The organism is Micromonospora sp. WMMD1102 (assembly GCF_029626265.1).
Taxonomy (GTDB): Bacteria; Actinomycetota; Actinomycetes; order Mycobacteriales; family Micromonosporaceae; genus Plantactinospora.
This window is the reverse complement of sequence record NZ_JARUBN010000001.1, coordinates 1,856,526-1,882,699: the sequence shown is the minus strand read 5'-3', so window position 1 is coordinate 1,882,699 and position 26,174 is coordinate 1,856,526. Positions and strand designations below refer to the sequence as shown.

The following is a 26,174-nucleotide window of genomic DNA, read 5'->3' as shown; positions in this document are numbered from 1 at the left end:
GTTGCCGCCCATCTCAGCGCGAGGAGTCGAGGCAATGGCAGGTACGTTCCAGCAGTGGTGGCGGACACGCCGCACCGGTTTACGCCGCCGCCTGGCGGTGTTCGGCACCCTCGTCCTGGCAGCGACGACGGTGCTGACCGGAGCCCAGCCGGCCACGGCGGCGGTGACCGGAGCCCAGCCGGCCACGGCGGCGGTGACCGGAGCCCAGCCGGCCACGGCGGCGGCCACCCCCTGGCTCACCGTGTCCGACGGCTTCGTCTCGATCCGGGTTCCGGCCGCCGACCTGGAAAGCGCGCTCGGCGCGGTGTCGAGCGTCGTCGTCGAAGCGGACTTCGGTCCGTCCTTCGCCATCGCGGACCTGGGCCTCGGACGTTCCGGGGACGCCTGGACCTCGGTGATCGGCCCGCTGCGGCCCGGCCTGTACCAATACCGGATCCGGGCCGACGGCAGCAAGCTGCTCAAGGACCCGACCAACCCCAGCACGGTCACCTCGGACCCGACCTGGAGCACGTTCCTCGTTCCGGGTGACTCCGCGAGCCTGCTCGCGGACGTGCCCGCCGGTCAGGGCGGCACCCTCGGCACCGTCAGCTACCTGTCCGGGTCGCGGCAGGCGCGGTCCGCCACCGTCTGGACCCCACCCGGCTACGAGGCGCGCCGGAGCCGTCCCTACCCGGTGCTCTACCTCCAGCAGGGCGGGGACGGCAGCCGTACCGACTGGCTCGACCTCGGACGCGCCAAGCAGATTCTCGACAACCTCGCCGTGCAGCGGCGGATCGAACCCATGGTGGTCGTGCTGGGTGACGGCGACGCCCCCGACTTCCGGCAGGAGCTACGCGCCCTCGCGCGGGCGGTCCGGCGCGAATACAACATCGCCGACGACCCCGCGCGCCGGGCACTCGCGGGCGCGTCGGCCGGCGGAACCCAGGTGCTGCACTCCGCCCTCACCCATCCCGGTGAGTTCGGCTACGTGGGCTCGTTCGCCGGCCCGCTGACCGACGACCACCTCCGGATCGACGGCCGGGCCGTCAACGCCGGAACCCGGCTGCTGCGGCTGTACACCGGGAACATGACCGACCCCGGGTACAACCCGAGCTACCGGACGCTGCGCAAGCTGGACCGGTCCGGGGTCCGACACGACTTCGACGGAGTGAACCCGGACGACGGCCACACCTGGAACGCCTGGCGGGAGAACCTGGCGGACTTCCTGCCGCGGCTGTTCCGCCCGGTCCGCGACCACCGTCCGACCGCCGGCCACCTGCCGCTGGTCCGCGAGTTCGCGACGCCGGCCCCGGGCACCACGCCGACGCCGTGGCTCACCCAGGACGCCAACGGAGACACCTTCGTCACCGTCGAGACGGGCAGCGAGTTCGCGGGCGCGGGCCGGGTGACCCTCTGGGGCAACTGGGCGCCGGGCGGAAGCTGGGTCGACGTTCCGCTCACCCGCACCGGCGACCGGTGGCGGGGAACCGTGGGTCCGCTCAAGCCCTGGTTCTACTACTACAAGTTCATCGTGGACCTGGTGTCGAAGAAGGACACCGCGAACCCGACCCGCGTCACCACGGAACCGACCTGGAGCACGTTCCTCGCCCCGGGACGGGCCGCCCGGCCGCTGACCGACGTGCCCGCCGGTCGGGGTGGCACGCTCGCGACCCTGACCTACACCAGCACCGTGGTCGCGGCCGAACGCACCGCGTACGTCTGGACACCGCCCGGGTACGACCCGGCCCGCGCGCAGCCGTACCCGGTGCTGTACCTCCAACACGGCGGTGGCCAGAACTACACCGACTGGGTGGAGATGGGTCGCGCCAAGCAGATCCTCGACAACGGCTTCCGCGACGGGAAGCTCGTGCCGATGGTGGTGGTGATGGGCAACGGCAACGTGCCGGACTTCGGAAAGGAGTTGCTGGACAACATCGTCCCGGCGGCCCGGTCGGCGTACCACATCTCGGACGACCCGGCGCGGCAGGCGCTCGCCGGCCTGTCGATGGGCGGGTTCCAGTCTCTCGACATCCTCAAGGCGCATCCCGGGGAGTTCGCGTACATCGGTACGTTCTCCGCGGGGGTGTTCAACTCCACCGGCTTCGACGTGGCGGCCGTCAACGACGGCACGAAGCTGCTGCGGATATACACCGGCAACGTGACGGACTTCGTCTATCCGCTCGTGTTGTCCACGATGGCGACCTTCGACACCCTCGGAATCAGGTACGAGTTCGCCGGGCTGACGGCAGGCCCGCACGGCTGGGACGCCTGGCAGAAGAATCTCATCGACTTCGCACCGCGGCTGTTCCAGCCCGACCGGGACTGACGGGGCACCATTCCGGGGCGCCGGCAGGCGCCCCGGAATGCGTGGCAGCCGTCGCCGGGCCGGGCGCCGATGTCCGGGCCGACCAGACCGACCCAGGTGTGGAAGTCACCCTCGTCCGGCGAGCCCTTCCAGACGCTCCACAGGTCTCCCTGCACGGCACTGAGGACCTGCGCCAAGGTCGCGTCGACGCCGCCGGTGAGCGACGCGCCACGGCTTGCTCCGCACCCACCCCGGGCGGCAGCGTCCCGACGTCGACCGCCGACCGCGGCTCGGCGCCGCTGCTCCCGTACCGCTTGGGCCGATCGGCGATCGATCAGGCGGCCGTCCGCGCGAAATGTCCCACGGCGGCGACGGCGAGGACGAGGAAGACCGCGGGAAACGCGATGTTGTGGAACACCCGCGCGCGGACGTGGGCCAGGATCGCGCCGACGAAGAACAGGACGAGGCCGACGGCTGCGGCCAATCCGAAGGGAGGTACGCCGAGAAGGCCGAGCACCAGGCCGATGACGCCGGCCCCCTCGACCGCCGCGAGGTAGGGGATCCACCGCGCGGACAACCCGACCTCGGCGCAGTTGCGCGTCACGAAGTCCGCCCTGATCACCTTGGCGGTCACCTCGATGGCGTTGGCGAGGGCGCAGAGGACGGTCGCGACGACCAGGGCGCCCTCCAGTACGGCGATCATGGCTCGCACCGGGGCGATCGAGTAACCGGTAAGCTCATAGCTGCCTCCACGTGCGCGGGTTCATCAGGTTGTGGTCTCTCGCCCCACCTGACGCCCGGCACGCATGAAAGGTGACCAGACGTGCAACTCGTCGAACACTTCGAGGCTTCGCGGGCCCGACTGATGTCGCTGGCCTATCGCATCGTCGGCTCGCACCACGATGCCGAAGACGCGGTGCAGGCCGTCTGGCTGCGCGCCCGGTCGGCCGACCCGGCGCAACTGGTCAACCCCGAGGGCTGGCTCACCACGGTGACGGCACGCCTGTGCCTCGACCAGCTTCGCGCCCGCCATCGCCGGCGCGAGGTCCCGCTCAGGGCCGACGACATCCCCGACGAGCAACTCGCGGCCGACGAGGCGTTCGTCCGCCGCGAGGACGTCTCCCGGGCACTGCTGGTCGTGCTCGACGAACTGTCTCCCCAGCAGCGGGTGGCCTACGTGCTGCATGACCTCTTCGCCGTGCCGTTCGACGAGGTCGCGTTCGTGCTCGACGTGACGGTGGCCGCGGCGAAGAAGCTCGCGAGTCGGGCGCGGATCCGGCTCAGGGACGCTCGTGCGGTCGACCTGCCGGGGTCCGCCCACCAGCTGGAGATCATCGACGCGTTCCTCGCCGCGGCGCGTGGCGGCGACATCGCGCGGCTCGTCACGCTCCTGGCGCCTGACGTCGTCCGCACGGCCGACCTCGGATTCCTCGCGGACGGCGCCGCGCCTGTCGTCCAGGGCGCCTGGGCGGTCGCGAACGAGACCAGGGTGTTCGTGGACCGCATCGCCGCCGCCGTCCCGGTCCTCGTCGAGGGTCGCCCGGGAGCGGTGATCGCCCCTGGTGGGCACCCGTTCGCACTGATCCGGATCCGCGTCCACGACGGTCTCGTGACGAGCATCGACATCGTGCCCTACGAGCGGGGCACCGTGTCCCTCCCCGCTGCCGTGGATGCGTGATTCTCAGGGCGACAGCACAGCCGTGCCGTCGTACGCGTCCGACCTCCTCAGCAGCGCGCGTCGTTCCACCGCCAGGAGCGGCAGGCCAGCCGCGTACCGCCGGAAGAAGTTGGCGGTCGGAGTGTCCGCCGTCGCGACGGCGTCCGGGGTGCCTTCCGCGACCACCACGCCCCCGTGCGGTCCGGCTCCGGGCCCGAGGTCGATCACCCAGTCCGCCGACGCGGCGACGGGGATGTCATGTTCGGCCACGACGACGGTGTTACCCGAGTCGAGCAACACATCGAGTGCGTCCACCACCCGCTGGATGTCCGACGGGTGCAGGCCCGAGACCGGCTCGTCGAGAACGACGAGGCCGGCCCTGCGACTCGCGGCACCGCGCTGGATCGCGGATGCCAGCTTCAGACGCTGCGCCTCACCGCCGGACAACTCGGTGGCGCTCTGTCCGAGTTGGAGATAACCGAGCCCGACCCGCTCCAGTGCCCCCAGGGTATCGGCGAGCTGCCGGGGCTCGGAGAACCGCTGCACGGCTTCGGCGACGGTGAGGTCCAGCACCTCGTCGATGGCCAACCCGTCGTACCTGATGTCCAGAGCCTCCGGTTTGTAGCGGCGACCCTCGCACGCGTCGCAGACCACCCACACATCCGGCAGAAAGTGCATGTCGACCAGTTTGCGACCATAACCGGTACAGCTCTCGCAGCGACCGCCGCCCGCGGTGTTGAAGCTGAACCAGGAGGCGTCGGCCCCGCGCCCGCGCGCGATGTCGGTAGCGGCGAACAGCTTGCGGACGATGTCGAACGCCTTGCTGTACGTGGCCGGGTTGGACCGGGGCGTTCGCCCGAGCGGTTCCTGGTCGACGACGGCGACCCAACTGAACCCCTCGACGCCGGTGACCTCCCGCACCGTGTCCGCCACCGTCCCGTTCAGAGCGGCCTGCACACCCGATCCGAGCGCACCGAGCAAGCTGCTCTTGCCGCTGCCGCTCACCCCGGTCAGGCAGGTGAGCCGATTGGCCGGGAAACTCACCAGATTCGCGGTCACGTTGTGCGTACGCAGGCCGTGCAGCTTCACCCAGCCGGTGTCATCCCCGGCCGGGCGGCGGGTCCGGTGTAGCCGCGGCCCCTTACCGGCCAGATAACGGCCCGTCAACGACCTCGGGTGGACGGCCACGTCGGCGGGAGGCCCCGACACGAGGACCTCCCCGCCGAAACGGCCCGCACCGGGCCCCAGGTCGATCACCCAGTCGGCTCGGGCGATCAGCTCAGGGTCGTGCTCGACGAGGAGTACCGTGTTGCCGGCCTCGCGCAGCTCCAGTGCGATGTCGAGCAGGTGCGCCTTGTCCGCCGGATGCAGCCCGGTCCCGGGCTCGTCCAGGACGAAGATGATGCCGCTCAGTTCGGTGCTGAGCTGCGCGGCGAGCCGGGTCCGCTGCAACTCGCCCGCGGACAGCGTGGCCGCGCTCCGGGACAACTGGAGGTGGGCCAGGCCGAGCCGGTCAAGGATTCCCAACCTGCGGCCCAGGTCATGCAGCAGCGGCTCACCCACCTCGCGCTGCCGGGCGCTCAGGTCGTCCGCCACGCGGTCCGCCCAACTGCGCACCTCCCGTACTTCCACCTCGAGCAGGTCGGGGTACGTCAGCCCGCCGAGCCGCACGGAGCGGGCCACCTGGTCGTACCCGCTGCCCCCGCAGGTGCCGCAGGGCTGCTTGCGCATGTACGGCAGGTAGCGTTGCCGGGCGCTGGACGTCTGGGCGTTCACGAACACCCGCTCCACCTCGGCGAGCGCGCCCCGCAGCGGCTGGCTCGACGTGTAGGTCAACTGGACGGTCTCGTTCCTGTTCGACATGTCGACGGTCGCCTCGATCTTCTCGTCGCCCGTGCCGTACAACACGCAGCGACGGAACTCCTCGGGCAGCGACCGCCACGGCCGGCCGAGGTCCACGCCCCGCTTCTCGGCAAGCGCCGGTACGAACGCGTGCTCCCCCGACCGCCACTTCGCGTACCACGGCGAGGCCCCCTCGAAGAGCGGAAGCTCCGGGTGGGTGATGACCAGGTCCTCCCGCGCCTGCCAGTGTCCGCCCACCCCGTGGCACTTCACACAGCCCCCTTCCGCTGTGTTGCGGTCGAAGTGAGCGGTTGTCAGCCCGTCCCCGAGCGCCGCCGCCGAAACCGTGCCGACCCCCGGAAGACGCGAGTACAGCAGCCCCAGGTGCCCGTCGATGCCGGTGATCGTCGCGACCGTGGAACGGGGGTTGCGGTTCAGGCGGCGCTGGTCGACCGTGAGCGTCGCACCGAGTCCGAGGATGCGGTCGACCTTCGGCCGGTTGCGCTGGGTGATGTACTGCCGTACGAACGGCGAGAGCCCTTCGAGATAGCGCAACTGCGCTTCGTTGTGCAGGGTGTCGATGGCCAGCGAGGTCTTGCCGCTGCCACTCACTCCGGTGAAGGCGACGAGTTGTCCCTTGGGGATGCTCACGGACACGTCCCGCAGGTTGTTGGTACGAGCCCCCACCACGTCGATCGTCTCGGCGCCCGTACCCGCGACGTTCCGTACGAATGCAGTCAACCTTCGTTCACCCTCCCGCAACGCGGCATGGCCCGGGCGCAGCGGCCCACCACCCGTGCCGAACACATCGATCACGCCACTACCCGACCGGCCGTCATCAGCGGCGCGGAGCGGTCAACGCACCAGACCTCTCGGCCCGTCGCCCGGCCCCGGTGCGGCGTACTGCGAACCCAGGTCTCGGATTCCGCAGTGAGCTTCGCGGTGTCGGAGGCGAAGACGGTCCTCCGGTGCGGATGCGGCCGGTGGTAGACCACGTCGTAGTCCCAGTCGGAGAAGTCATGGAGTCGGTCCACCCCGGCGTCGACGCCGGCCCGACGAACCCCATCCTCGATCCAAATCCTGACGTCTAGTGTCAGGTATCCTCGTCCATTCTGCGGACGCCACCGGAACGCCGCGAAGACCAACGGCAGTGATCCCAGCGCCGCGAAGGTACCGGCCAGCACCAGACCCGCCGAGGGGTCATCCGCCGGCGATCAGCGCGGCCGTCCGGACGGCGGCCCGGCCGCAGCGCTCGATCTCCTCGCCGGTCATCCGGCTGGCCGGCGCGGAGATGGCGATGCCCGCCTGCACGTGACCCGGGTCCTGTGGGATGCGCGCGCCGACCGCCACGATGTCCGGGTCGCTCTCGGTACGGGCCAGGGCGAAGCCGGTCTCGCGGATCGCGACCAGCGCCTGCTCGAGTTCTGTCCGGGTGGCGAGCGAGTCGTCGGTCATCACCGTCAGTTGCTCCTCGGGATAGATCGCGCGCAGTTCCCGGGGTGGCAGTGCCGCGAGGATGGCCTTGCCGGCGGAGGTGCAGTGCGCCGGCCGGCGCAGCCCGATCCGGCCGCCGACCCGTAGTGCCCGCGGCGTCTCGATCGCGTCGACGAACCGGACGCTGTCGCCTTCGAGCACGACGAGGTTGACCGTCTCGCCGATCTCGTCACACAGGGCCTGCATGTGCGGCCGGGCCCGGGCGCGGATGTCGAGGCTGCGGATCGCGTTCAGGCCGATGGTCAGCAGCGCCTCGCCCGTGCGGTAGGTGCGGGTCGCCGGGTCGCGGCGGAGGAATCCGTGGTGGTCGAGCATGGCGAGCAGCCGGTGCGCGGTCGACCGGGCCACGCCGAGTTCCGCCGCGCAGTCCATCACCCGCAACTCGTCGCGGTCACGCAGCAGCAGCAACAGCCGGACCACCCGGCGCACGATCCGGGTCCTACCAGCACCGCCCGACCTGCCGTTCCCGCACGTCAACCAGGTCTGGCTGATCGAACGCTACGTCACCGACACTCACGGCGCGCACCTGTCCGCGGCCGCCCAACTCGGCGTCGCCAACCATACTCCCCAGCAGGCGACTCCCACTCACCTCGCGGCTTTCAACCAGGGCCACTGGGCCGTTGAATCGCTGCACTGGATCCGTGACACCTGCTACCGGGAAGACCACTCCCGCGTCCGCACCCGGTCCGGACCGCGCGCCCTTGCCTCGCTACGCAACCTGGCCGTCAATGCGCTGCGTCTGGCCGGACGCAGCGACATCACCGAAGCCACCCGATGGGCGAGCCGGAACATGACCAGGCCCTTCACCATCCTCGGAATCACATCATGATCTTGAAACGGCCGTGGAGCAACCCGAGTGGCACGCTCACCGTCTCCTGCCCGGGTGCCGAGGCCTTCATCCAGGTCGACTGGAAGGCCGGCGACAAGGTGACCGTCCGCTGGCGGATCGAGGACACCGGCACGGCGAGCAACATCTCTCCGGTGCTACGGATCCAGGCCCACAATGCCGACCACGACGCGGCACCGTTCATCTTTCCCAGTGGTGACCCCTTCTTCGTCCTCCGAGGCGGCAACGGTCATCACGAGGTCGGCCTCAGGTCCGACTGGAACCCCGACAACATCCCCAACATCAACCACCTCAAGGTGAGGGTCCAGAACGGGACGACCGAGCAGGGGACCTCGTGCTTCGAGGAGCGGGAGATCTTCAACTGGACGATGATCGGTCACAAGAACGCCATGGCGAAGCTCGGCGCCCCCTACGTTCTGGGGGGTGAGGGCCCAGGCTATGACTGCTCGGGTCTGGTCTACGCCTCCTACAACCCGATCGGCAACTTTCCCGGCTGGCCGGTCCGCCGTGCGGTCGACATGTGGAACTGGGCCAAGGACCACCAGTCCCCGGGCAAGTTCTATGCCAAGTCGGCCGACTACTCGGACCTGAAGGTCGGTGACCTGATCTTCTACAAGACGACCAGCGAAGCCGTCGGTCACGTTGCCTTCTGGGAGGGGGACGGCCGGATCCTCGACGCGCCCGAACCTGGCACCGAGGTCTCGGTCCGCGCCGAAGGCGGCCTCCGCAACGTCCGCGTCGCAGCCTTCCGCATCCTCGGAGTCTCGACCGTCGCCAACGGGTGACATCCGCTCCTGGGTGTCCCGGGCCCGCCCGGGACACCCAGGAGACGGTGACCACCGGCCCCAGCACCCGACCTCCAGAACATCGACCCCGTGCTCCCAACCGACAGCATCTGCTGCGGCAAGGCCTGCACCACCAGCTTCAACGAGCCGTCCTCTCGTCCTCCCGGGCCTTCGATACTCCGTCCCCGGACGCGAGGTGCTCACTGTCCCACGCCGGCGGGTCGGATGTCGTTGCGGAAGCGTTGAGACCTCGGGGAGGTGCAAGCGTCCGTAAGAGCACGGCCAGCGGGCACCACAGCGGCGACGGCTCTAATCCTGTCCTCAGGTTGACCGGGAAGAGTAAGCGGCAAAGGTATCGACCGGAGGGGGCGGTCCGGCATGCGGATCATGATCGCGGATGATGACGCGGCCATCCGTGAGTCGCTGGAGCGGGTGCTCCAGGTCGAGGGTTATGACACCAGCAGCGTCGCCAACGGTCTCGCTGTGCTCGACGGGGTCGGTGCGGCCGGCGGTGACGCGCTGGATCTGCTGATCCTCGACGTGATGATGCCCCGCCTCGGCGGGTTGGAGACCTGCCGGCGGTTGCGGGCCGCGGGCCAGGGTCTGCCGGTGCTGATGCTGACCGCCCGTGACCAGGTCTCCGACCGGGTCGCGGGGCTGGACGCGGGCGCCGACGACTACCTGCCCAAGCCGTTCGCCACCGAGGAGCTGCTGGCCCGGGTGCGGGCCCTGCTGCGCCGGCGCACGCCGGCCGACGGGGAGTCGCAGATCCTGTCGTTCGCCGATGTCCGGGTCGATCCCGACAGGTTCGAGGCGTGGCGGGGCGGGCGGCCGCTGCACCTGACCCGGACCGAGTTCTCCCTCCTGGAGGTTCTCGTGCGCAACGCGACCCGGGTCTTGACCCGCGACGCGCTGTTCGAGGCGATCTGGGGCTTCGACATGAGCGCCACCGCCAACAACCTTCAGGTGTACGTGAGCTACCTGCGCCGAAAGATGGAGGCCGAGGGTGAGCCGCGATTGATCTACACGCTGCGCGGCCTGGGATACACGTTGCGGGAGACTCCTCCGTGAGCAGGCCCGCCAGCCGGGAACCGCGCCGGCTGACCCGCTGGTGGCGCCGGCAGTCCCTGCGGACCAGGCTGACGGTGATCGCGGCGACGGCCATCGCGGTCAGCGTGTTCATGTCCTTTCAGGTAGCCAGCGAGCTGCTGGACTGGCAGCTGCGGGACACCGCCGAGAATCAGCTACGCGCCGACTCCCGCGTCCTGGCGACGGACGCGGAGCGCGCCGGTCTGGCGCAGGTCGAGCTACCGCCGTACTCCGGATCCGGTCGGCTGGTGCGGGTCATCCTGCCTGACGGCTCGACCCGGACGCCGGCCGGCCAATCCGCGCTGCCTCCGGTCAGCGAGCGCGCGGGGCGCGTGGCGCAGGGCGGGCTGGCCGACCTGGTGGAGTCGGGCGACAGCGACGAGGACGGCTTCCTCATCTACACGCTGCGGGCGGGCGACGGCGCGGTCCAGGTGGCCCGCGTCGTCGACGACAGCCCGATCAACCAGTTCGGGTTTGGCATGTTGGTGATCGGGCTGCTCTGCGTGGTCGGCGGCGCCCTTGTCGGGCGGACCGTGGCGCGGACCGGGTTGGCACCGATCGACCGGCTGACCGCCGCCGCGGTACGTGTCGCGCACACCCGGGATCTCGACGCCGACATCCCGGACGAGGGCGGTGGGGAGATCCGGCGGCTGATCCAGGCGATCAACGACATGCTCGCCGCGCTCCGGGATTCCCGGCGGGCCCAACGGCTGCTCGCCGAGGACGCCGCCCACGAGCTCAAGACCCCGCTCACCAGCCTGCGCCTCAACATCGAGCTGCTGGTCCGGCTCGACCGGCGCGGCACCCTCGACACTGCCCTCTCGGCGGAGAGCCGGACCCGGCTGCTCAATGATCTTGGAGCCCAGGTGGCCGAGTTGAGCACCCTTGCCGCCGAGCTGACCGACCTGGCACGCGGTGACGTCAGCGACGAGAGCACCGAGCTGCTCGACCTCGCCGACGTGGTGGTGGCCGCCGCGGCCCAGGCGCGTTCCCGCGTGCCCGACATCGAGGTCGCGCTCGACGTGACGTCCGTGTGGGTGAACGGGCGTCCCGCTGCGCTCCAGCGGGCGGTGCTCAACCTCGTCGAGAACGCCGGCAAGTGGTCCCCGCCGGACCAGCCGGTCCAGGTCCGGCTCCGTGCCGAGGGCGCGTCGGCGATGCTCGAGGTCGACGACGCCGGTCCGGGCATCGACCCCGCCGACGCACCGCGGGTGTTCGACAGATTCTACCGTGCCGACAGCGCCCGGGCGTTGCCGGGATCCGGTCTTGGGCTGTCGATCGTGCGGCGGGTCGTCTACGCCCACGGCGGCCGGGCCACCGTCGGCCGCTCCGCACGCGGTGGCGCACTGCTCCGGATCGACCTGCCGGCCGCGACCCCGCCCGCCCCGATCGCGCGCCGCGCCGCCGGGGAGGACAGCACGGCCCCCCGCCCCGGCGGCGCGGCGTAGGACAGGCGACGGCGGCCCTCGGGCAGGGCGCCGCGGCACTCACTGTCGGGGCAGCACACCGCGCAGTGCGCCGGCCCGGTCCCGGCAGGACCAACCGGCGGCGACTGTCGGGCCATGAAAAAGATCCGGGACGGGGCCTGGGTCCCCGTCCCGGATCTCGTCCGTGCCGCCGTGCTCACCGTTGCAGCGCGGGCTCCTCGTCGTCGGCGGGCGAGTGTCGCCCCTTCGGCGGCGCCGCCATCGGACGGGACAGCCGGCTCGGCCACCAGATCCGCCGGCCGATCAGCAGGGTGAGGGCGGGCACCAGGACCGACCGCACCAGCAGGGCGTCGAGCAGCACGCCGAAGGCGACCAGGAACCCGACCTCGATCAGCATCACCAGCGGAAGCGAGACGAGGACCGCGAACGTGGCCGCCAGGACCAGGCCGGCCGAGGTGATGACTCCACCGGTGGCCTTCAGGGCCTTGAGCATGCCCTCTCTGGTGCCGAGACGCGCGGTCTCCTCACGGGCCCGGCTGACCAGGAAGATGTTGTAGTCGACGCCGAGCGCCACCAGGAACAGGAATGCCAGCAGCGGCACCGAATAGTCGACACCCTTGAACCCGAGGATCGTGTCGAAGACGAATACGCTGCCGCCGAAGGCTGCGGCGAACGAGACGATCACGGTGGCCATCAGGACCAGCGGGGCCACGATCGCGCGCAGCAGCAGCCCGAGGACGATCAGCACGACGGCGAGCACCAGCGGAATCACCAGCTTCTCGTCACGACCGGTGGTCGCCTCGGTGTCGAGGTTCTCCGCACTCGGCCCGCCGACGATCGCCTCCGCCCCGTTCACCGCGTGCACGGCGGTACGCACCCGCTTGATCGTGTCGTACTCTGCGGCGGTGTCCGGCGCGTCCGTCGGGAACACGGAGATGTCGGCCCAGCCGCCGCTGGTCTGACCTGGGATGGCCACGGCCACACCGCGAGTGCCCTTGACGACGTCGAGCACCCGCTCCTGGTACGCCGGCCGTGTGTAGATCGTCATCGGCTGGCCGCCGAGTTCCGGGAAGTGCTGGCGCAGAACGGTGAAGCCGGTCACCGACTCCGGCGCGGACAGGAACTGGTCCTGCTCCCGCAGGGCGCCGGTGTTGCCCGACAGCCCGATGGCGAGCACGCCGAGGACTCCGAGCGAGCCGAGCGTCGCCACCCACCGGCGGCGCCTGATGGCGGCGCCAAGCCGTCCCCACAGCCCCGGCTTCTCGTCCAGGGTCGCGCTGAACCGTGGGATGGCCGGCCAGAAGATCCGCCTGCCGAGTACCACGAGCACCGCCGGGAACAGCGTCAGCATGGCCACCAGCGCGCACAGGATGCCGGCCGCACCGATCGGGCCCAACCCGCTGGTGCTGTTCAGGTCCGCGACGAGCAGGCAGAGCAGGCCGGCGACCACGGTGGCCGCGGACGCGACGATAGCCGGCGCCGCGCCGCGTAGCGCGTGGACCATCGCGACCCGGACGTTCTCGTGGTGGTGCAGAGTCTCCCGATATCGAGCGATGAGCAACAGCGCGTAGTCCGTGCCGACGCCGAACACCAGGATCGTCAGCAGCGCCGAGTTCTGGTCGTTGACCACGATGCCGAAGCCTTTGACGAGCAGGTAGACGGTCGCCATCGCGGTCAGTGCGGCCGCGCTCACGACCACCAGCGGGATGAACCACAACACCGGGCTGCGGTAGGTGAGGATGAGCAGGAGCGTGACGACGGCGACGGTGGTGAGGAACACCTGTAGGTCGATGCCGTCGAAGACGGCGTCCATGTCGCCGTCGACCGCGGCCGGGCCGGTCACGTCGAGTTCCAGGCCGGCGGGGCGGTCCTTCGCGGCGTCACGCAACGGGCCGACGATGGCCTCCGGTGCGCCGTAGCTCGTGCTCACGTCGAGGGTGAACATCATCGCCCTGCCGTTGGTGGAGAGTCTCGTCGGTGGGCCTTCGTCGTCCTCGCCGGCCAGGGCCGCCACCTTCGGCGGGTACCGGTTGGCAAAGACGTTGTAGTGGCGCTCGACCGTCGCGCGGTCGGCGTCGGTCAAGCCGCCGGCGCGGTGGTACACGAAGACGAACGTGTTGTCCTCACCGCCGGGGAGACTGTCCTCCAGCACCGCCACCTTGGTGGACTCGGCGCTGGCCGGCAGGGTGTCCACGGCTCTGTCGGTGGTGACCGAGCTCAACTTTCCGCTCAGCGGCACCATGACCGCCGCCAGCGCCAGCCACAAGCCGATCACCAGCCACGGCACCCACCGGCCTGCCAACCGACCGGGCGGCGCTTCCCTGGGCGGCGCTGCGTTGACTGACATCAATAGCCTCCTGACGGGTTGCATCGCTTGTCTGAGGCCGACTTCGTACCGAGCGAAGCTGAGACGACCGTTAAACCGGTGATCAGGCCGGTTGGACAGGGCCCAGGCGACACAGCCGTTAGACCGGATGAGCAACGCGGCACGGCTCTCGTGCGGGGGTCGAACGCGCTCCGTGCGTAGTACCGCGGTACCGCCTCCCTCCCGACGATCACGACCGCGGTACGACGAAACGAGGCGGAATCGGTCCTAGCGTCTGGATTATGAGGAAGACTGACAGTCCACGGTGGAAATTTGCAGCGGGCGCCGTGACGCTGGTGACAGCGTTCGCTGCTGTCCCCGCCTGCGGGTCGGACGCCGACAGTGCGGCGCCCCCAGCGGCCGGCCCGCACAGCGTGCACGCGGGCGGGTCGTCGGCTCCACCGCAGCCGCTGCGCGCCGGCGAGCGGTTCCTGGACCTGAAGATGGCCGAGGCCTACACGCCCACGCCGCCGGAGGGCGGCGGCTCGGACGAGTACCGGTGCCAGATGGTCGATCCGGGCCTGACCAGGACGGCGTTCCTGACCGGGACCCAGTTCGCACCGGAGAACGTCGCCATCGCGCACCACGCCATCGTGTACGCGGTGCCGCCGGGCGGCGCTGCCGCGGTGCGCAAGCAGGACGCGAGGACCCCTGGTCTCGGCTGGCAGTGTTTCGGCGGCACCGGCGTGGCCGGCGCCGAGGTCGAAGAGGGGGACGCGGCGTGGGTGGACACCTGGGCGCCGGGTGCCACGGAGACGCTGCTCGACCAGGACGCCGGCTACAAGCTGGAGCCGGGCAGCCTGCTCGTCCTCCAGATCCACTACAACCTGCTCGCGACCGACGGCAAGCCGACCGGGTCGGACCGCTCGGCGGTGCGGCTGCGGCTGACGGACGGCACGCCCCAGACCCGGGAACTCGACACGTGGTCGCTCGACGCGCCGACCGACCTGCCCTGCGCCGCCGACGAGTCCGGTCCGCTCTGTGACCGGGCGGCCTCGATCGCGGACGTGACGAAGCGGTTCGGGCCGGATGTCGGCGAGATGGCGGACCGTCAGGTGGAGGAATGCAACCAGGGCGGTGTGCCGAAGCCCGGTGACACCCAGACCTGCGACCACGAGGTGGAGGCGCCGACGACGCTGTTCGCCGGTTTCGGTCACATGCACATGCTCGGGCGGGCGCTGAAGGTCGAACTCAACCCGGGCACGCCGAACGCCAAGGTCGTGCTGGACGTGCCGCAGTTCGACTTCGACAACCAGCGGCTGATGAAGCTGCCGTCGCCGGTGGAGATCGGTCCGGGGGACACGCTGCGGGTGACCTGTACGCACGACGCGGGGCTGCGCAAACAGCTGCCTCAGCTGAAGAAGCTGCCGCCCCGCTACGTGGTGTGGGGCGACGGCACCAGCGACGAGATGTGCACGGGCATCATGACGGTCTCCCCCCGCGAGTCCTGACGAAGCGTCGAACGTGTGTGAGCTCACCGAGGTCGACGAGCCGAAAGGCGGCTCTGAGCTCACACACGTCCGCACTGAACGGGCGGTGCGGTGGGCGGCTGCCGGCGGACCGGGCGGCGGAGCGGCTGGGAACTACGGTCGCGCCTTCGACGCACGCGCGAGATGATGTGCTAAACCGGCCGGGTGAGTCTCAGGTTATAGGCGAGGATGACGGCCTGGATCCGGTCCCGTGCGCCGATCTTGGCGAGGACCCGCCCGACGTGGGTCTTCACCGTCGACTCCGACAGCGTGAACCGCTGCGCGATCTCGCCGTTGGTCAGGCCGTGGCCGATGGCGACGAGGACCTCGCGCTCGCGGTCGGTCAGTAGGTCCAGCCGGGGATCCTCCCGCACGGGCCCGCAGAGGTCATCGTCTAGCCGGTCGGCGAACGCGTCGAGCAGCCGCCGAGTCAGCGCCGGCGCGATCACCGAATCCCCGGCGGCGACGGCCCGGATGCCGGCGAGCAGTTCCTCCGGGCGGATGTCCTTGAGCAGGAAACCGCTCGCCCCGGCCCGCAGTGCGGCGAACGCGTACCGGTCCGAGTCGAACGTCGTCAGCACCAGGACCCGCGAACGCCCACCGGCAGCGACGATGCGCCGGGTGGCCTCGATCCCGTCGACGCCCGGCATGCGGATGTCCATCAGCACCACGTCGGGACGCAGCTCGGTGATCCGCCGAACGGCCTCGGCGCCGTCCTCGGCCTCGCCGACGATTTCGGTTTCGGGGGTGTTCTCCAGCAGCATGCGTAAGCCGAGGCGCTGCATCGGCTGGGCGTCCGCCACGAGCACCGAGATCATGAATGGCTGCCTTTCAGGGTCGCGGCCGTCCGGTGCTGAACCATGCCGCCGTGAAGCGCGGCGCGTTCGGCCATGCCGACGAGGCCGGGACCCGCGTCGCCCGGCGATGCCTTCTTCATACTGAGCGATCCTGAGACGACTGTTAAAACGGCGTTCAGGCCGGCCGGCCGAGGGCGCGGGTTGGTCGGCGGGCCGGTGTCGTGCCCGCGCAGTCCCCTGCGACCTCGCGCTCGACAAGATCGAAATAAACAGCAAAGAGGCCCGGCCGATATCTCGACCAGGGCACAGATGCCAGCTCGCGAAATGATCGCGAACGTAACCCGAGTGGGCGACACTGGGTTCGAACCGGGGGATTCCAGAAGGCAGGCCGAGGGCGCGGCTGCCGGTCATCCATCCGCAATCAAGATGGCAACCACGCCACCGCGTCCCGGACGTCTGATCAAACCGCGGTACTCGTCCTTGAGACGGCCGAAGAACGACTCGCTCCACGCCCGGGTTGAGGTGCCCGGCCCGCAGGGAAACCATCTGACCGCGGGCCGGGCCGGTGTATTACACCGTGGCGACCTGGTCGTGTTTCATGATCGGTCGCCACAGGTAGATCCCGATGGCGAGAATCAGTATGAACGGGACGTCGGTGAGGAACTTGCTCCAGTAACGGTCCAGTTCCGTTGCGGCCTGCACTGCCATGAGCAGGCCATGGCCCAATGCCGTCAACTTAGCGTGTCTGGCCTGGTCAGGATCCACAGTCTGATCGTCGTGCGGGGTGGTAGGGGTTTCTTGTAGTCGTCGGTCTGGCGGGGGTAGCGGCGGCCGGGTTGTCGTTGCTGGCGGGCGAAGCTGCGGTTGCGGGGTGTGGCGGGTAGCAGGTTGCGTTCGTCGGTGATTTCGTAGATGACGTCGTTGACCAGGTCGGTGAGGTCGTCAGGGGGAAAAGGCCGCGTCGTCACTGACGTGACGCGCGGCTGCTTGAAGGGTGCGGGTGAACGATATGCGGTCGGGGTCGAGGTCGGCGTGCTCGGCACCGGCCACGATCAGCGCGCGGATGGCCTGGTAGACGCAGAGCAGTGCGTAGACCTCCTGGTAGACCAGGTCCGGGCGGCCGGAGCGCAGCACGACCTCGGCACCGCCGCGTAGCCGGGTTTCCACATCACCGATCGCGGTTTCCAGGGTCCACCGTTCGTGGTAGAGCTCGGGGAAGTCGCCCAGGGGGTAGACGTCCGGGTCTAGTGTGTCGCGCCGGAAGTTCGCCTTATAAGTGGGTGTAGGCTGCGGAGATGCCGAGAACCGGGCGTCCGACCCCGCCGTTGACGTTGACGGATGAGGAGCGTGTGACGTTGACGCGGTGGTCACGGCGGGCGAAGTCTTCGCAGGTACTGGCGATGCGGTCACGGATCATCCTGGCGTGTGCCGAGGGCGCCTCGAACGTCGAGGTGGCGGCCGAGTTGAACGTCCACCTGTCCACTGTGGGGAAGTGGCGGCGGCGGTTTCTGAAACTGCGGCTGGACGGGCTGATCGATGAGCAGCGGCCGGGCCGTCCACCGTCGATCGGCCTGGACCGGGTCGAGGACGTCGTGGTGACGACCTTGGAGCAGACGCCGCGTAACGCCACGCACTGGTCCCGCACCTTGATGGCGCAGCGGTCGGGGCTGTCGAAGTCGACGATCGGCCGGATCTGGCGGGACTTCGGCCTTAAACCCCACCGCGCGGACACGTTCAAGCTGTCGACCGATCCGCAGTTCGTCGCCAAGGTCGTCGACGTGGTCGGCCTGTACCACAACCCGCCGGAGCGGGCGGTGGTGCTGTGCGTGGACGAGAAGTCCCAGATCCAGGCGTTGGACCGGTCCCAGCCGATACTGTCGATGATGCCGGGCATGCCGGAGCGGCGTACGCACGACTACCACCGGCACGGCATCACCAGCCTGTTCGCCGCGTTCAACATCGCCGACGGCACCGTCATCAGTGAACTGCACCGGCAGCACCGTGCCACCGAGTTCCGCACGTTCCTGACCACGATCGACAAGACCGTGCCCGCCGACCTCGACATCCACCTGATCTGCGACAACTACGGCACCCACAAGACCCCGGCCGTCCGGGCCTGGCTGGCCCGCCATCCCCGCTTCCACATGCACTTCACCCCGACCGGCTCGTCCTGGATCAACCAGGTCGAACGCTGGTTCGGCTACCTCACCGAGCAGAAGATCCGCCGCGGCGCCCACAAGAGCGTCCGGTCCCTCGAGGCCGATATCCGGGCGTGGATCGCCGCCTGGAACAGCAACCCACGCCCGTTCATCTGGACCAAGACCGCCGAGGAAATCCTCGAATCACTCGCCCGATTTTGTAGGCGAATTTCCGGCGCAGCACACTAGCTGGCGCGGCGGGAACTCTCGGCGGGAACTCAGTCCGATAGCCTCACGATTCTCACGGTGCAGTCCGACCGCGAGTTGATCGATGAGAGCTGAAGGGTGCGGACGGGAGGCCGATCAAGCGCTCCCCCAGCGACGCCACCCGCCGCCAGACATCCACTCACAGCCGCGACGACACGCGGGGAACCCCGGGCCGTAAACCACGGTCGGCTCGCCGCGCCCACCCCGTCCCGGATGGGCGCAAGCTGGAAATCGGCCGGACGCAACAACCCCTGCCGCCCAACCCCCGGCGCGAATCACTGCTCCCAGTTTGCTCCCATCGTAAGGAGCACAAGCAGAACGGCTCGTTACCGAAGATCCGGTAACGAGCCGTATGACCTGCTTGTATAGCTGGTGGGCGATACTGGGTTTGAACCAGTGACCTCTTCCGTGTCAAGGAAGCGCGCTCCCACTGCGCCAATCGCCCTCGTTTGACCGAGGTGGAGACGGGATTTGAACCCGTGTACACGGCTTTGCAGGCCGTTGCCTCGCCTCTCGGCCACTCCACCGAGGTAGCCCCCGACTTGTGGCGGCATCTCCGAGCGGACGACGGGACTCGAACCCGCGACCCTCACCTTGGCAAGGTGATGCGCTACCAACTGCGCTACGTCCGCTTGTCTCCGGTGTTTCCTGGTGACGGATGAGAACTTTAGCCGAGCCCGCGAACAGATGCCAACTCGGGGGCCCGCGCGGCGGGTCAGTAGGCCAGAGGCGTCCCCCGCGCCCCCCCTATAGCATCCTAGGAACCTGGAATGAAGGGGAGGGACGGCGCGGGGCGAACGGGACGGTGGCTCCGGCGGTGGCTGATTACTTCGCGGCGTTCAGGTCGTCGAGGGCCTTGCCGGCACCGCGGTGCAGGGGTACCGGGTCGGTCTTCCGGGCGGTGTCCAGGCTGATCTCCCTGGCCGCCGCGTTGGCCTGCTCCAACTGGGGTTTCCGGTCGAAGAGCGCCTTGGTCAGCACGCAGACCAGGTTGGCGTCGAGGTCGTCCTTCACCAGCAGGACGTTCGGCACCACGATGGTCCTGACCTCGGCCGGAGTGCCGTAGGTGGCGGCCGGGATGGTGCCCTCCTCGTACACCGGGTTGATCTTCTTCAGCTCCGGCAACAACGGCGTGATGTCCAGGAAGGCGACCTGACCCTTGGCGGTGGTGAGCAGGTCGGTGATGCCGGGGGTGGGCAGTCCGCCCGACCAGAACAGCGCGTCGATCGAGCCGTCTTTCATCCCGTCCACGGTCTTGGCCAGGTCCAGCCGCTGCGCCTGGACGTCCTTGGCCGGGTCCAGGCCGGCCGCCTGGAGCAGGCGGTTCGCGATCACCTCCGTACCCGACTTCGGCGACCCGGTCGAGATCCGCTTGCCCCGCATGTCGGCCACCGAGCTGATCCCGGCGCCGTTGCGCACGATCACCTGGGTGTAGTTGGTGTGGATCCGGGCCAGCGCCTGCACCGGCTGCCGCTGCCCGTCGAAGCTGCCGGTGCCCTGCACCGCGTCGGCGGCGGTGTCGGCGAGCGAGAACGCCACCGCGTACGTGCCGGCGACGAGCTGCTGGATGTTCTGCACCGAGGCCCCGGTCTCGGCGGCGGTCGCCTTCACCCTGCTGCCCGGCGCGTTGGAGACCTGCTCGGCGTACGCGTTGCCGAGCGCGAAGTAGACCCCTGTCGCGTTGCCGGTGGCGATCCCGATCCGGGTCTCCGTACCCACCTCGCAGCTGATCTCGCCACCCGCGTCGGTACTTGCCGTGTCCTGCCGTCCGCCGCAGCCGGCCAGCCCGGTCAGGCCCAGCCCGGTGGCGACGACCGCCGCCAGGATCCTCGTCGTACGCCTCATCTGACATCCTCTCCCACGCTCGAACAGATATCGGGGCTGTCCAGGCCGACGCCACCGCCCGACCGACCGGCGTCCCCCGCGCCGGGGTCTCGATCTCGGTCTCGGCGTCGGCGGGCGAGTGCCGTCAGCACGGCGGCGACGGCCAGCCCGGCGCCGATCGCGATCGACACCGGGTGCAGGTAGAGCAGCAGCAGCCCGGCGAGGCCGCCGAGCGCCCGCTCGATCGTTCCGGCCGGCCCGACGCCGAGCACCCAGCCGCCGGTCGCCACCGCCAGCGCCGCCACGCCGAGACAGCCGACCAGCCCGGCCCAGAGCACCTCGACCGGTGAGCCGCGGCCGAGCAGGTACTCCCCCGGCCCGGTGAGCACGAAGGCGATCGGGGCGAGGAAGGCCGGCAGGGCGTACTTGAGCGCCTGCCACATGGTCGGCACGGTCCGGCCGCCGGTGATCGCCGCCGCACCCACCGCCGCCAGTGCGGTCGGCGGGGTCACCTCGGAGAGCACCGAGTAGTAGAAGACGAACATCGCCGCGGCCGGGGCCGGTACGCCGAGCGCCAGCAGGGCCGGCCCGATGATCACCCAGCCGATGATGAACGAGGCGGTGACCGGTACGGCGAGCCCGAGCAGCGAGAGCGCCACCGCCGCGAGGAGCACGGTGAGCGCGAGTACCACCGTGGGGTTGTCGGTGACCGCCTCGGCGGCCCGGACCAGCAGCGAGGCGAACTGGGCGCCGAGCCCGGTCTTGGTGGTGGTGGCGGTGATGATGCCGGCGGCGCCGCAGACCGCCGCGACCGGGAGCACCCCGCGGACCCCGGCGGAGAGCGCGGTGTAGAGCCGCCCCGGGGTCAGCCGGTGCCGCCGGTCGAGGAAGCTGAGCAGCACCGCGAGCACGGTGGCGTAGACGACCGCCCGGGTGGCGCTCAGCCCGACCGCCAGCAGCACGACGATGACCAGCAGCGAGGAGAAGTGGTAGCCGAACCGGGCCAGCAGCCGCCAGGCGGACCCGGTGGCCACCTCGACCGGGCGTACCTTGAACCGGCGGGCGTCGATCTCGACGGCGAGCAGGATGCCGAGGTAGTAGAGCAGGGTCGGGATCACCGCCCAGCCGAGCACGGTCAGGTAGGAGACCTCGAGGTACTCGGCGACGATGAAGGCCGCCGCGCCCAGGGTGGGCGGCGAGAGGATCGCGCCGACCCCGGCTGCCGCCAGCATCCCGCCGGCGTGTTCGGCGGGATAGCCGGCGCGGCGCAGGATCGGCCAGGTGACCGCGCCGACGCTGACCGCCGTCGCGGTGCCGGAGCCGGAGACGGTGCCGAGCAGGAAGCCGGAGGCGACGGCGGTGCGGCCGGCGGCGCTGCGGGAGCGCCGGAACGCGGCCACCGACAGGTCGACGAAGAACCGGCCCGCGCCGGAGAGGTCGAGCACCGCGCCGTAGATCGTGAACAGCACGATGTAGGTGGCGGCGACGTCCAGCGGGGTGCCGTAGAAGCCGCTGCCGGAGTTGTAGAGCGCGTCGACGATCTGTCCGAAGTCGAGGCCGGCGTGCGCGATCGCCCAGCTCTGCGGCAGCAGCCCGCCGTAGTAGCCGTAGCCGAGGAAGAGCAGGCAGACCACCGGCAGGATCCAACCGGTGGTGCGTCGGCACGCCTCGACCAGCAGGACCAGCAGCAGCGCGCCCATCACCACGTCGACCGGGGCGAGCAGGCCCTGCCGGTCGAGGAAGGCGTCGTAGCCCCCGCCGGCGTCGCCGATCGCCAGCGGCAGCACCGGATAGAGGCAGACCACCAGGGCCAGACCGGCCAGCAGCCAGTCCGGCACCGTCGGCAGGTCCCGCCGCGCCGCACCCGGAGCACCCGGATCGGGTACCCGGCCAGCGGCGCCCGCCGGCAGTCCGCGCGCCGCCCCGTCCGGCGGTCGGCGTGCCAGCGCATCCGGCAGGCGGCGTGCCACTCCGTCCGGCAGGCGGCGTGCCAGCGCATCCGGCAGGCGGCGTGCCAGCCCGTGCGGCAGGCGCAGGCCGGACCGGTAGGCGAGGAAGGCCAACGGCAGCACGCCGGTGAGGAAGACGATCAGATAGAACTGGCTGCCCTGGGCCAGTGGCCGGAACACCTGCCAGAGCACCAGCAGCGCGACGGCGAAGGCGACCGCCGCCACCGCCGCCTCGACCGGTCCACTCAGCTGGCGGGCCGGCCGCTCCTCGTCGTCGTAGGTCACCGCGACGGCGGCGACGTCCGGGGCAGCCACGGCGGGCGGCTCGGTCCGCCCGGTCGGGACACTTTCCGGCGCCGGTCCAGCTCCGGCGGATGTCGGCGGAGGGACTTCGGCCACACCGTCTGGCATGAGCGGACACTACTACGCGGTACCGACGGTTGCCGATCTTTCGCCGCCCCGCGATCGGCCCCCGGATGCGGCGGTGCTGCGGCGATGGCCGGCGTGCCGGTACCCGGGCGTGCGGCTTCTGATGCGCTAGTGGACAGTCTGACCCGCTAGTAACTTATCCGTCGTGTTGATAGCTTATTGTCTTCGCCGGAATGGGCTAACGTAACCGCGTGACGAGACGTGCGGCAGAGGTGCGCCTGGATGCGCTACTACGCACCGCCTGCGACGTGATCGCGACGCGGGGGCTGGCCAACACGCGTACGGCGGACGTGGCCCAGGCCGCCGGGGTGAGCCAGGCGCTGGTCTTCTACCACTTCGCCACCAAGGAGCGGCTGGTCGCCCAGGCGTTCGCGTACGCCGCCGAGCAGGACCTGGCCCGGGTCGAGGCGGTGCTCCGCTCCCCCGCCACCCCGCTGGCCAAGTTGAAGAAGCTGCTCCGCCTCTACGCCCCGCCGGGCCGGTCCCGGTCCTGGGCGATGTGGATCGACGGCTGGTCGGAGTCGCTGCGCACCCCCGAGCTGGAGAAGGTGTCGCGGCGGCTGGACCTGCGCCGCCGGGAGGGGCTCGGCGAGGTGATCGCGGCCGGGGTGACCGACGGGGTGTTCAGCTGCGACGACCCGGCCGGGGCCGCGTGGCGGATCAACGCCCTGATCGACGGGCTCGCCGTGCAGCTCGCGGTGCACGACCGGGTGATTCCGCGCCGGCAGCTCACCGAGTGGGTCCGGCTCTCGGTCGCCCGCGAACTCGGGCTGCTCCCCGCCCAACTGGACTGAGCGGGTACGGGGTCGGGCCGTCCCGGCCGAGGCCCCGGCGGCCCCGGCACACCCCGCGCTTCGGCGGCGGACGGGCGCGGCGCCGGGCAGAATCGCAGCATGGACTTGCTGACGACGTACCGGCGGACGGTGGCGGACTTCGCCGACCGGGTGGGCGAGGTGGGGCCGGACCGGTGGGACGCGGCCACCCCCTGTGCCGACTGGGACGTCCGGGCTCTGGTGGGCCACGTGGTCGGGGAGGAGCGCTGGTCTGTGCCGCTCTTCGGCGGCGCGTCGCTGGCCGAGGTCGGCGACCGGTTCTCCGGTGACCTGCTCGGCGACGACCCGGCCGGCTCGGCCCGGGACGCGGCCGAGCAGGCGTGCCGGGCGGTTTCCGAGCCGGGCGTACTGGACCGCACGGTGGAGCTGTCGGCCGGGCCGACGCCGGGTCGGGAGTACCTGCACCAGTTGCTGGCCGAGCACCTGGTGCACGGCTGGGACCTGGCGGTCGCGATCGGTGTCGAGCCCGGGCTCGACCCGGCCGGGGTGGACGAGTGCGCCCGCTGGTTCGCCGAGCACACCTCGATGTACCGGGACAGCGGGCTGACCGCGCCGGACGTACCGGTGCCGCCGGGGGCGAGCGCGCAGGACCGGCTCGTCGCGGCGTTCGGCCGGGATCCGGGTTGGCGTCCGGGGTCCTGATCGACGGCGGTTCAAACACTGAATCGATTCATACCGCCCCGACAATCGGCCGACCCACACCGGCCCGAAGCTGGTCGAGGTAGCCTCCGTTGACAGGCTCCGCTCGTCGGCGGTACCTTCGTGCGGCTTGTTGAATGGTTTCATCACACCGCCTCGCCACCCGGGGGCGCGCACCCCGCCCGGCGCGGGCGTGGCCACCAGGAGCCGATGGGAATTCGACCATGACAACTGGGACCCTGCGCAGGCCGCCGCCCCGGCCCGCCGCGCCGGACGGCACCGCCGCCGGAGCCCGGCCCCGATACCAACGCAACCGGCCCGGGATCGCGTACCTCTTCCTCTCCCCCTGGGTGCTCGGGGCGCTGCTGCTGACCGTCGGACCGATGCTCGCCTCGCTCTACCTCTCCTTCACCGACTACGACCTGTTCACCTCGCCGGAGTGGGTCGGGCTGGAGAACTACCGGCGGCTCTTCGCCGACGACGCGCGGTTCCTCGCCTCGGCCAGGGTCACCGCGACGTACGTACTGGTCTCCGTACCGCTGAAGCTGGCCGCCGCCCTCGCCGTCGCCCTGCTGCTGAACCGCAGGCGGCGCGGACAGGGCTTCTACCGATCGGCCTTCTACGCCCCGTCGCTGCTCGGCACCGGGGTGGCCATCGCGCTGGTCTGGCGGGCGATGTTCACCGACGCCGGTGTGGTCGACTCGGTCACCGGCAACTTCGGCTGGGACACCGGCGGCTGGATCAACGAGCCGGACTACGCGCTCTACGTGCTGATCATCCTGGCCGTCTGGCAGTTCGGCGCCCCGATGGTGATCTTCCTGGCCGGGCTCAAGCAGATCCCGACCGAGCTGTACGACGCCGCCGCCGTCGACGGCTCCGGCGCCTGGCGCACCTTCCGCTCGGTGACCCTGCCGATGCTCTCCCCGATCATCCTGTTCAACCTGGTGCTGGAGACGATCCACGCCTTCCAGGCGTTCACCCCGGCGTTCATCGTCAGCGGTGGCCGGGGCGGGCCGAGCAACTCGACCCTGTTCTACACGCTCTACCTCTACGAGCGCGGATTCTCGCAGTTCCGGATGGGCTACGCCTCGGCGATGGCCTGGCTGCTGCTGCTCGTCATCGCGATCGTCACGGCACTGTTCTTCGGCACCTCGCGCCGCTGGGTGTTCTACTCCGGGGAGGACCGGTGAGCACACGGCTGCGTACGGCGGGCTGGCACGCGCTGATCATCGGGGTATTGGCCCTGCTGCTGTATCCGGTGGTGTGGCTGCTGTCCACCTCGGTCAAGCCGACCGACGAGATCCTCTCCAGCCTGAGCCTGCTGCCGAGCCGGCTGGCGCCGGAGAACTACTCCGCCGCCCTGGACGGGATCGCCGGGATCGGCGTCTGGCGGTTCTTCACCAACTCGGTGGTCGTGGCGGTCGGCGCGGTGATCGGGAACCTGGTCTCCTGCGCCCTGGCCGCGTACGCCTTCGCCCGGCTGCGGTTCAGGCTGCGCGGGCCGCTGTTCGCGTTCACCCTGCTGACCATCATGCTGCCGTACCACGTGGTGCTGATCCCGCAGTACACGATCTTCCAGCAGCTCGACCTGGTCGGCACCTTCGTCCCGCTGATCCTGCCCAAGCTGCTCGCCACCGACGCGTTCTTCGTCTTCCTGATGGTGCAGTTCATCCGGGGTCTACCCCGGGAGCTGGACGACGCGGCCGAGATCGACGGCTGCGGCCCGGTGCTCACCTTCCGGTACGTGATCCTGCCGCTGCTCAAGCCGGCCCTGGTCACCACCGCGATCTTCACTTTCATCTGGACCTGGAACGACTTCTTCAGCCAGCTCGTCTACCTCAACGACCCGGAGTCCTACACCCTGCCGCTGGCGCTGCGTCTCTTCATCGACCAGACCAGCGAGTCGGCGTTCGGCCCGATGTTCGCCATGTCGGTGCTGAGCATCGTCCCGGTGATGCTCTTCTTCCTGGCTTTCCAGCGCTATCTGGTCGAGGGGATCGCGACCTCCGGCCTGAAGGGCTGACCAGCGACCCGGGTTG

Annotated in this window: 24 protein-coding genes and 3 tRNA genes; 12 read left to right on the top strand and 15 right to left on the bottom strand. The window is 70.2% G+C overall.

Going from position 1 to position 26,174, the window contains the following annotated elements:
- Positions 1-34: 34 nt before the first annotated feature.
- Positions 35-2,305, top strand: a complete 2,271-nt coding sequence (locus O7626_RS08560) for an alpha/beta hydrolase-fold protein (RefSeq protein ID WP_278060610.1) — start codon at positions 35-37, stop codon at positions 2,303-2,305.
- A 313-nt stretch (positions 2,306-2,618) separates the two neighbouring features.
- Here the strand turns inward: O7626_RS08560 and O7626_RS08555 are convergent, their stop codons facing one another.
- On the bottom strand, positions 2,619-2,987 hold the full coding sequence (locus O7626_RS08555; protein WP_278060609.1) for a DoxX family protein: 369 nt from the start codon (positions 2,985-2,987) through the stop codon (positions 2,619-2,621).
- 120 nt (positions 2,988-3,107) lie between these two features.
- Between O7626_RS08555 and O7626_RS08550 the strand changes: the two genes are divergently transcribed.
- Entirely contained in the window at positions 3,108-3,962 is an 855-nt protein-coding gene (locus O7626_RS08550) for a sigma-70 family RNA polymerase sigma factor (protein ID WP_278060608.1), read from the top strand.
- A gap of 3 nt (positions 3,963-3,965) precedes the next feature.
- On the opposite strand, the gene O7626_RS08545 is transcribed toward O7626_RS08550, so the two are convergent.
- The 3 genes from O7626_RS08545 to O7626_RS08535 form a co-directional block, all read right to left on the bottom strand.
- The gene (locus O7626_RS08545) at positions 3,966-6,524 is read right to left on the bottom strand and encodes an excinuclease ABC subunit UvrA (protein ID WP_278060607.1); all 2,559 of its coding nucleotides are present in this window, start codon (positions 6,522-6,524) and stop codon (positions 3,966-3,968) included.
- A 71-nt stretch (positions 6,525-6,595) separates the two neighbouring features.
- Positions 6,596-6,817, bottom strand: a complete 222-nt coding sequence (locus O7626_RS08540) for a hypothetical protein (protein WP_278060606.1) — start codon at positions 6,815-6,817, stop codon at positions 6,596-6,598.
- A 166-nt stretch (positions 6,818-6,983) separates the two neighbouring features.
- Positions 6,984-7,706, bottom strand: coding sequence for an IclR family transcriptional regulator (locus tag O7626_RS08535; protein WP_278060605.1), 723 nt, complete (start codon positions 7,704-7,706; stop codon positions 6,984-6,986).
- Here O7626_RS08535 and O7626_RS41470 point away from each other — a divergent pair.
- From O7626_RS41470 to O7626_RS08520, 4 genes are all read left to right on the top strand, one after another.
- Positions 7,591-8,106, top strand: coding sequence for a transposase (locus O7626_RS41470; RefSeq protein WP_347404764.1), 516 nt, complete (start codon positions 7,591-7,593; stop codon positions 8,104-8,106). The genes O7626_RS08535 and O7626_RS41470 overlap by 116 nt on opposite strands.
- Complete coding sequence (locus O7626_RS08530) at positions 8,052-8,909, top strand: NlpC/P60 family protein (protein WP_278060604.1); 858 nt, start codon at positions 8,052-8,054, stop codon at positions 8,907-8,909. Before O7626_RS41470 ends, O7626_RS08530 begins: the two co-directional genes overlap by 55 nt.
- 378 nt (positions 8,910-9,287) lie before the next feature.
- Entirely contained in the window at positions 9,288-9,980 is a 693-nt protein-coding gene (locus O7626_RS08525; RefSeq protein WP_347404763.1) for a response regulator transcription factor, read from the top strand.
- Positions 9,977-11,446 carry a HAMP domain-containing sensor histidine kinase gene (locus O7626_RS08520; RefSeq protein WP_278060602.1) on the top strand — a complete coding sequence of 490 codons (1,470 nt, stop codon included), beginning with the start codon at positions 9,977-9,979 and terminating at the stop codon, positions 11,444-11,446. Before O7626_RS08525 ends, O7626_RS08520 begins: the two co-directional genes overlap by 4 nt.
- 175 nt (positions 11,447-11,621) lie before the next feature.
- Here O7626_RS08520 and O7626_RS08515 read toward each other — a convergent pair whose 3' ends face one another.
- Complete coding sequence (locus O7626_RS08515) at positions 11,622-13,772, bottom strand: MMPL family transporter (protein ID WP_278060601.1); 2,151 nt, start codon at positions 13,770-13,772, stop codon at positions 11,622-11,624.
- A 314-nt stretch (positions 13,773-14,086) separates the two neighbouring features.
- Here O7626_RS08515 and O7626_RS08510 point away from each other — a divergent pair, with 314 nt between their 5' ends.
- Positions 14,087-15,241, top strand: coding sequence for a monooxygenase (locus O7626_RS08510; protein WP_278060600.1), 1,155 nt, complete (start codon positions 14,087-14,089; stop codon positions 15,239-15,241).
- Positions 15,242-15,411: 170 nt separating this feature from the next.
- Here O7626_RS08510 and O7626_RS08505 read toward each other — a convergent pair whose 3' ends face one another.
- The 5 genes from O7626_RS08505 to O7626_RS08485 form a co-directional block, all read right to left on the bottom strand.
- Positions 15,412-16,077: a response regulator transcription factor gene (locus O7626_RS08505; RefSeq protein WP_278060599.1), complete on the bottom strand. Its 666-nt coding sequence runs from the start codon at positions 16,075-16,077 to the stop codon at positions 15,412-15,414.
- Positions 16,074-16,196: a hypothetical protein gene (locus tag O7626_RS08500; protein ID WP_278060598.1), complete on the bottom strand. Its 123-nt coding sequence runs from the start codon at positions 16,194-16,196 to the stop codon at positions 16,074-16,076. Before O7626_RS08500 ends, O7626_RS08505 begins: the two co-directional genes overlap by 4 nt.
- Before the next feature lie 430 nt (positions 16,197-16,626).
- Positions 16,627-16,758, bottom strand: coding sequence for a hypothetical protein (locus tag O7626_RS08495; protein WP_278060597.1), 132 nt, complete (start codon positions 16,756-16,758; stop codon positions 16,627-16,629).
- Between the two features lie 29 nt (positions 16,759-16,787).
- Positions 16,788-17,024, bottom strand: a complete 237-nt coding sequence (locus tag O7626_RS08490) for a hypothetical protein (protein ID WP_278060596.1) — start codon at positions 17,022-17,024, stop codon at positions 16,788-16,790.
- The gene (locus tag O7626_RS08485; RefSeq protein WP_278060595.1) at positions 16,999-17,223 is read right to left on the bottom strand and encodes a hypothetical protein; all 225 of its coding nucleotides are present in this window, start codon (positions 17,221-17,223) and stop codon (positions 16,999-17,001) included. Before O7626_RS08485 ends, O7626_RS08490 begins: the two co-directional genes overlap by 26 nt.
- A 128-nt stretch (positions 17,224-17,351) precedes the next feature.
- Between O7626_RS08485 and O7626_RS08480 the strand changes: the two genes are divergently transcribed.
- Positions 17,352-18,443 carry an IS630 family transposase gene (locus tag O7626_RS08480; RefSeq protein WP_278060594.1) on the top strand — a complete coding sequence of 364 codons (1,092 nt, stop codon included), beginning with the start codon at positions 17,352-17,354 and terminating at the stop codon, positions 18,441-18,443.
- A 388-nt stretch (positions 18,444-18,831) separates the two neighbouring features.
- Here the strand turns inward: O7626_RS08480 and O7626_RS08475 are convergent.
- The 5 genes from O7626_RS08475 to O7626_RS08455 form a co-directional block, all read right to left on the bottom strand.
- A tRNA-Val gene (locus O7626_RS08475) sits at positions 18,832-18,906 on the bottom strand.
- 11 nt (positions 18,907-18,917) lie between these two features.
- Positions 18,918-18,988: transfer RNA gene (locus O7626_RS08470), tRNA-Cys, on the bottom strand.
- A 32-nt stretch (positions 18,989-19,020) separates the two neighbouring features.
- Positions 19,021-19,093 (bottom strand) — tRNA-Gly (locus tag O7626_RS08465).
- A 193-nt stretch (positions 19,094-19,286) separates the two neighbouring features.
- On the bottom strand, positions 19,287-20,306 hold the full coding sequence (locus tag O7626_RS08460; RefSeq protein ID WP_278060593.1) for a TAXI family TRAP transporter solute-binding subunit: 1,020 nt from the start codon (positions 20,304-20,306) through the stop codon (positions 19,287-19,289).
- Positions 20,303-22,549: a TRAP transporter fused permease subunit gene (locus O7626_RS08455; RefSeq protein ID WP_278060592.1), complete on the bottom strand. Its 2,247-nt coding sequence runs from the start codon at positions 22,547-22,549 to the stop codon at positions 20,303-20,305. Before O7626_RS08455 ends, O7626_RS08460 begins: the two co-directional genes overlap by 4 nt.
- 305 nt (positions 22,550-22,854) lie before the next feature.
- On the opposite strand from O7626_RS08455, the gene O7626_RS08450 reads away from it, so the two are divergent.
- The 4 genes from O7626_RS08450 (at position 22,855) to O7626_RS08435 (ending at position 26,158) form a co-directional block, all read left to right on the top strand.
- Entirely contained in the window at positions 22,855-23,457 is a 603-nt protein-coding gene (locus O7626_RS08450; RefSeq protein WP_278060591.1) for a TetR family transcriptional regulator C-terminal domain-containing protein, read from the top strand.
- Positions 23,458-23,556: 99 nt separating this feature from the next.
- A complete protein-coding gene (locus tag O7626_RS08445) occupies positions 23,557-24,138 on the top strand; it encodes a TIGR03086 family metal-binding protein (RefSeq protein WP_278060590.1) in 582 nt (193 codons plus the stop codon).
- Between the two features lie 221 nt (positions 24,139-24,359).
- Positions 24,360-25,325: a sugar ABC transporter permease gene (locus O7626_RS08440; RefSeq protein WP_278060589.1), complete on the top strand. Its 966-nt coding sequence runs from the start codon at positions 24,360-24,362 to the stop codon at positions 25,323-25,325.
- Positions 25,322-26,158 (top strand): carbohydrate ABC transporter permease, encoded by an 837-nt coding sequence (locus O7626_RS08435; RefSeq protein ID WP_278060588.1) that lies wholly within the window; start codon positions 25,322-25,324, stop codon positions 26,156-26,158. Before O7626_RS08440 ends, O7626_RS08435 begins: the two co-directional genes overlap by 4 nt.
- Positions 26,159-26,174 lie beyond the last annotated feature (16 nt).

Bases quoted from the DNA above. Each gene is read 5' to 3' on its own strand.
- O7626_RS08440 (WP_278060589.1), top strand. From the start codon at position 24,360: ATGACAACTGGGACCCTGCGCAGGCCGCCGCCCCGGCCCGCCGCGCCG.
- O7626_RS08505 (WP_278060599.1), bottom strand. From the start codon at position 16,077: ATGATCTCGGTGCTCGTGGCGGACGCCCAGCCGATGCAGCGCCTCGGC.
- O7626_RS08515 (WP_278060601.1), bottom strand. From the start codon at position 13,772: ATGTCAGTCAACGCAGCGCCGCCCAGGGAAGCGCCGCCCGGTCGGTTG.
- O7626_RS08560 (WP_278060610.1), top strand. From the start codon at position 35: ATGGCAGGTACGTTCCAGCAGTGGTGGCGGACACGCCGCACCGGTTTA.
- O7626_RS08530 (WP_278060604.1), top strand. From the start codon at position 8,052: ATGGGCGAGCCGGAACATGACCAGGCCCTTCACCATCCTCGGAATCAC.
- O7626_RS08525 (WP_347404763.1), top strand. From the start codon at position 9,288: ATGCGGATCATGATCGCGGATGATGACGCGGCCATCCGTGAGTCGCTG.
- O7626_RS08445 (WP_278060590.1), top strand. From the start codon at position 23,557: ATGGACTTGCTGACGACGTACCGGCGGACGGTGGCGGACTTCGCCGAC.
- O7626_RS08460 (WP_278060593.1), bottom strand. From the start codon at position 20,306: ATGAGGCGTACGACGAGGATCCTGGCGGCGGTCGTCGCCACCGGGCTG.
- O7626_RS08480 (WP_278060594.1), top strand. From the start codon at position 17,352: ATGCCGAGAACCGGGCGTCCGACCCCGCCGTTGACGTTGACGGATGAG.
- O7626_RS08555 (WP_278060609.1), bottom strand. From the start codon at position 2,987: ATGATCGCCGTACTGGAGGGCGCCCTGGTCGTCGCGACCGTCCTCTGC.
- O7626_RS41470 (WP_347404764.1), top strand. From the start codon at position 7,591: ATGGCGAGCAGCCGGTGCGCGGTCGACCGGGCCACGCCGAGTTCCGCC.
- O7626_RS08500 (WP_278060598.1), bottom strand. From the start codon at position 16,196: ATGAAGAAGGCATCGCCGGGCGACGCGGGTCCCGGCCTCGTCGGCATG.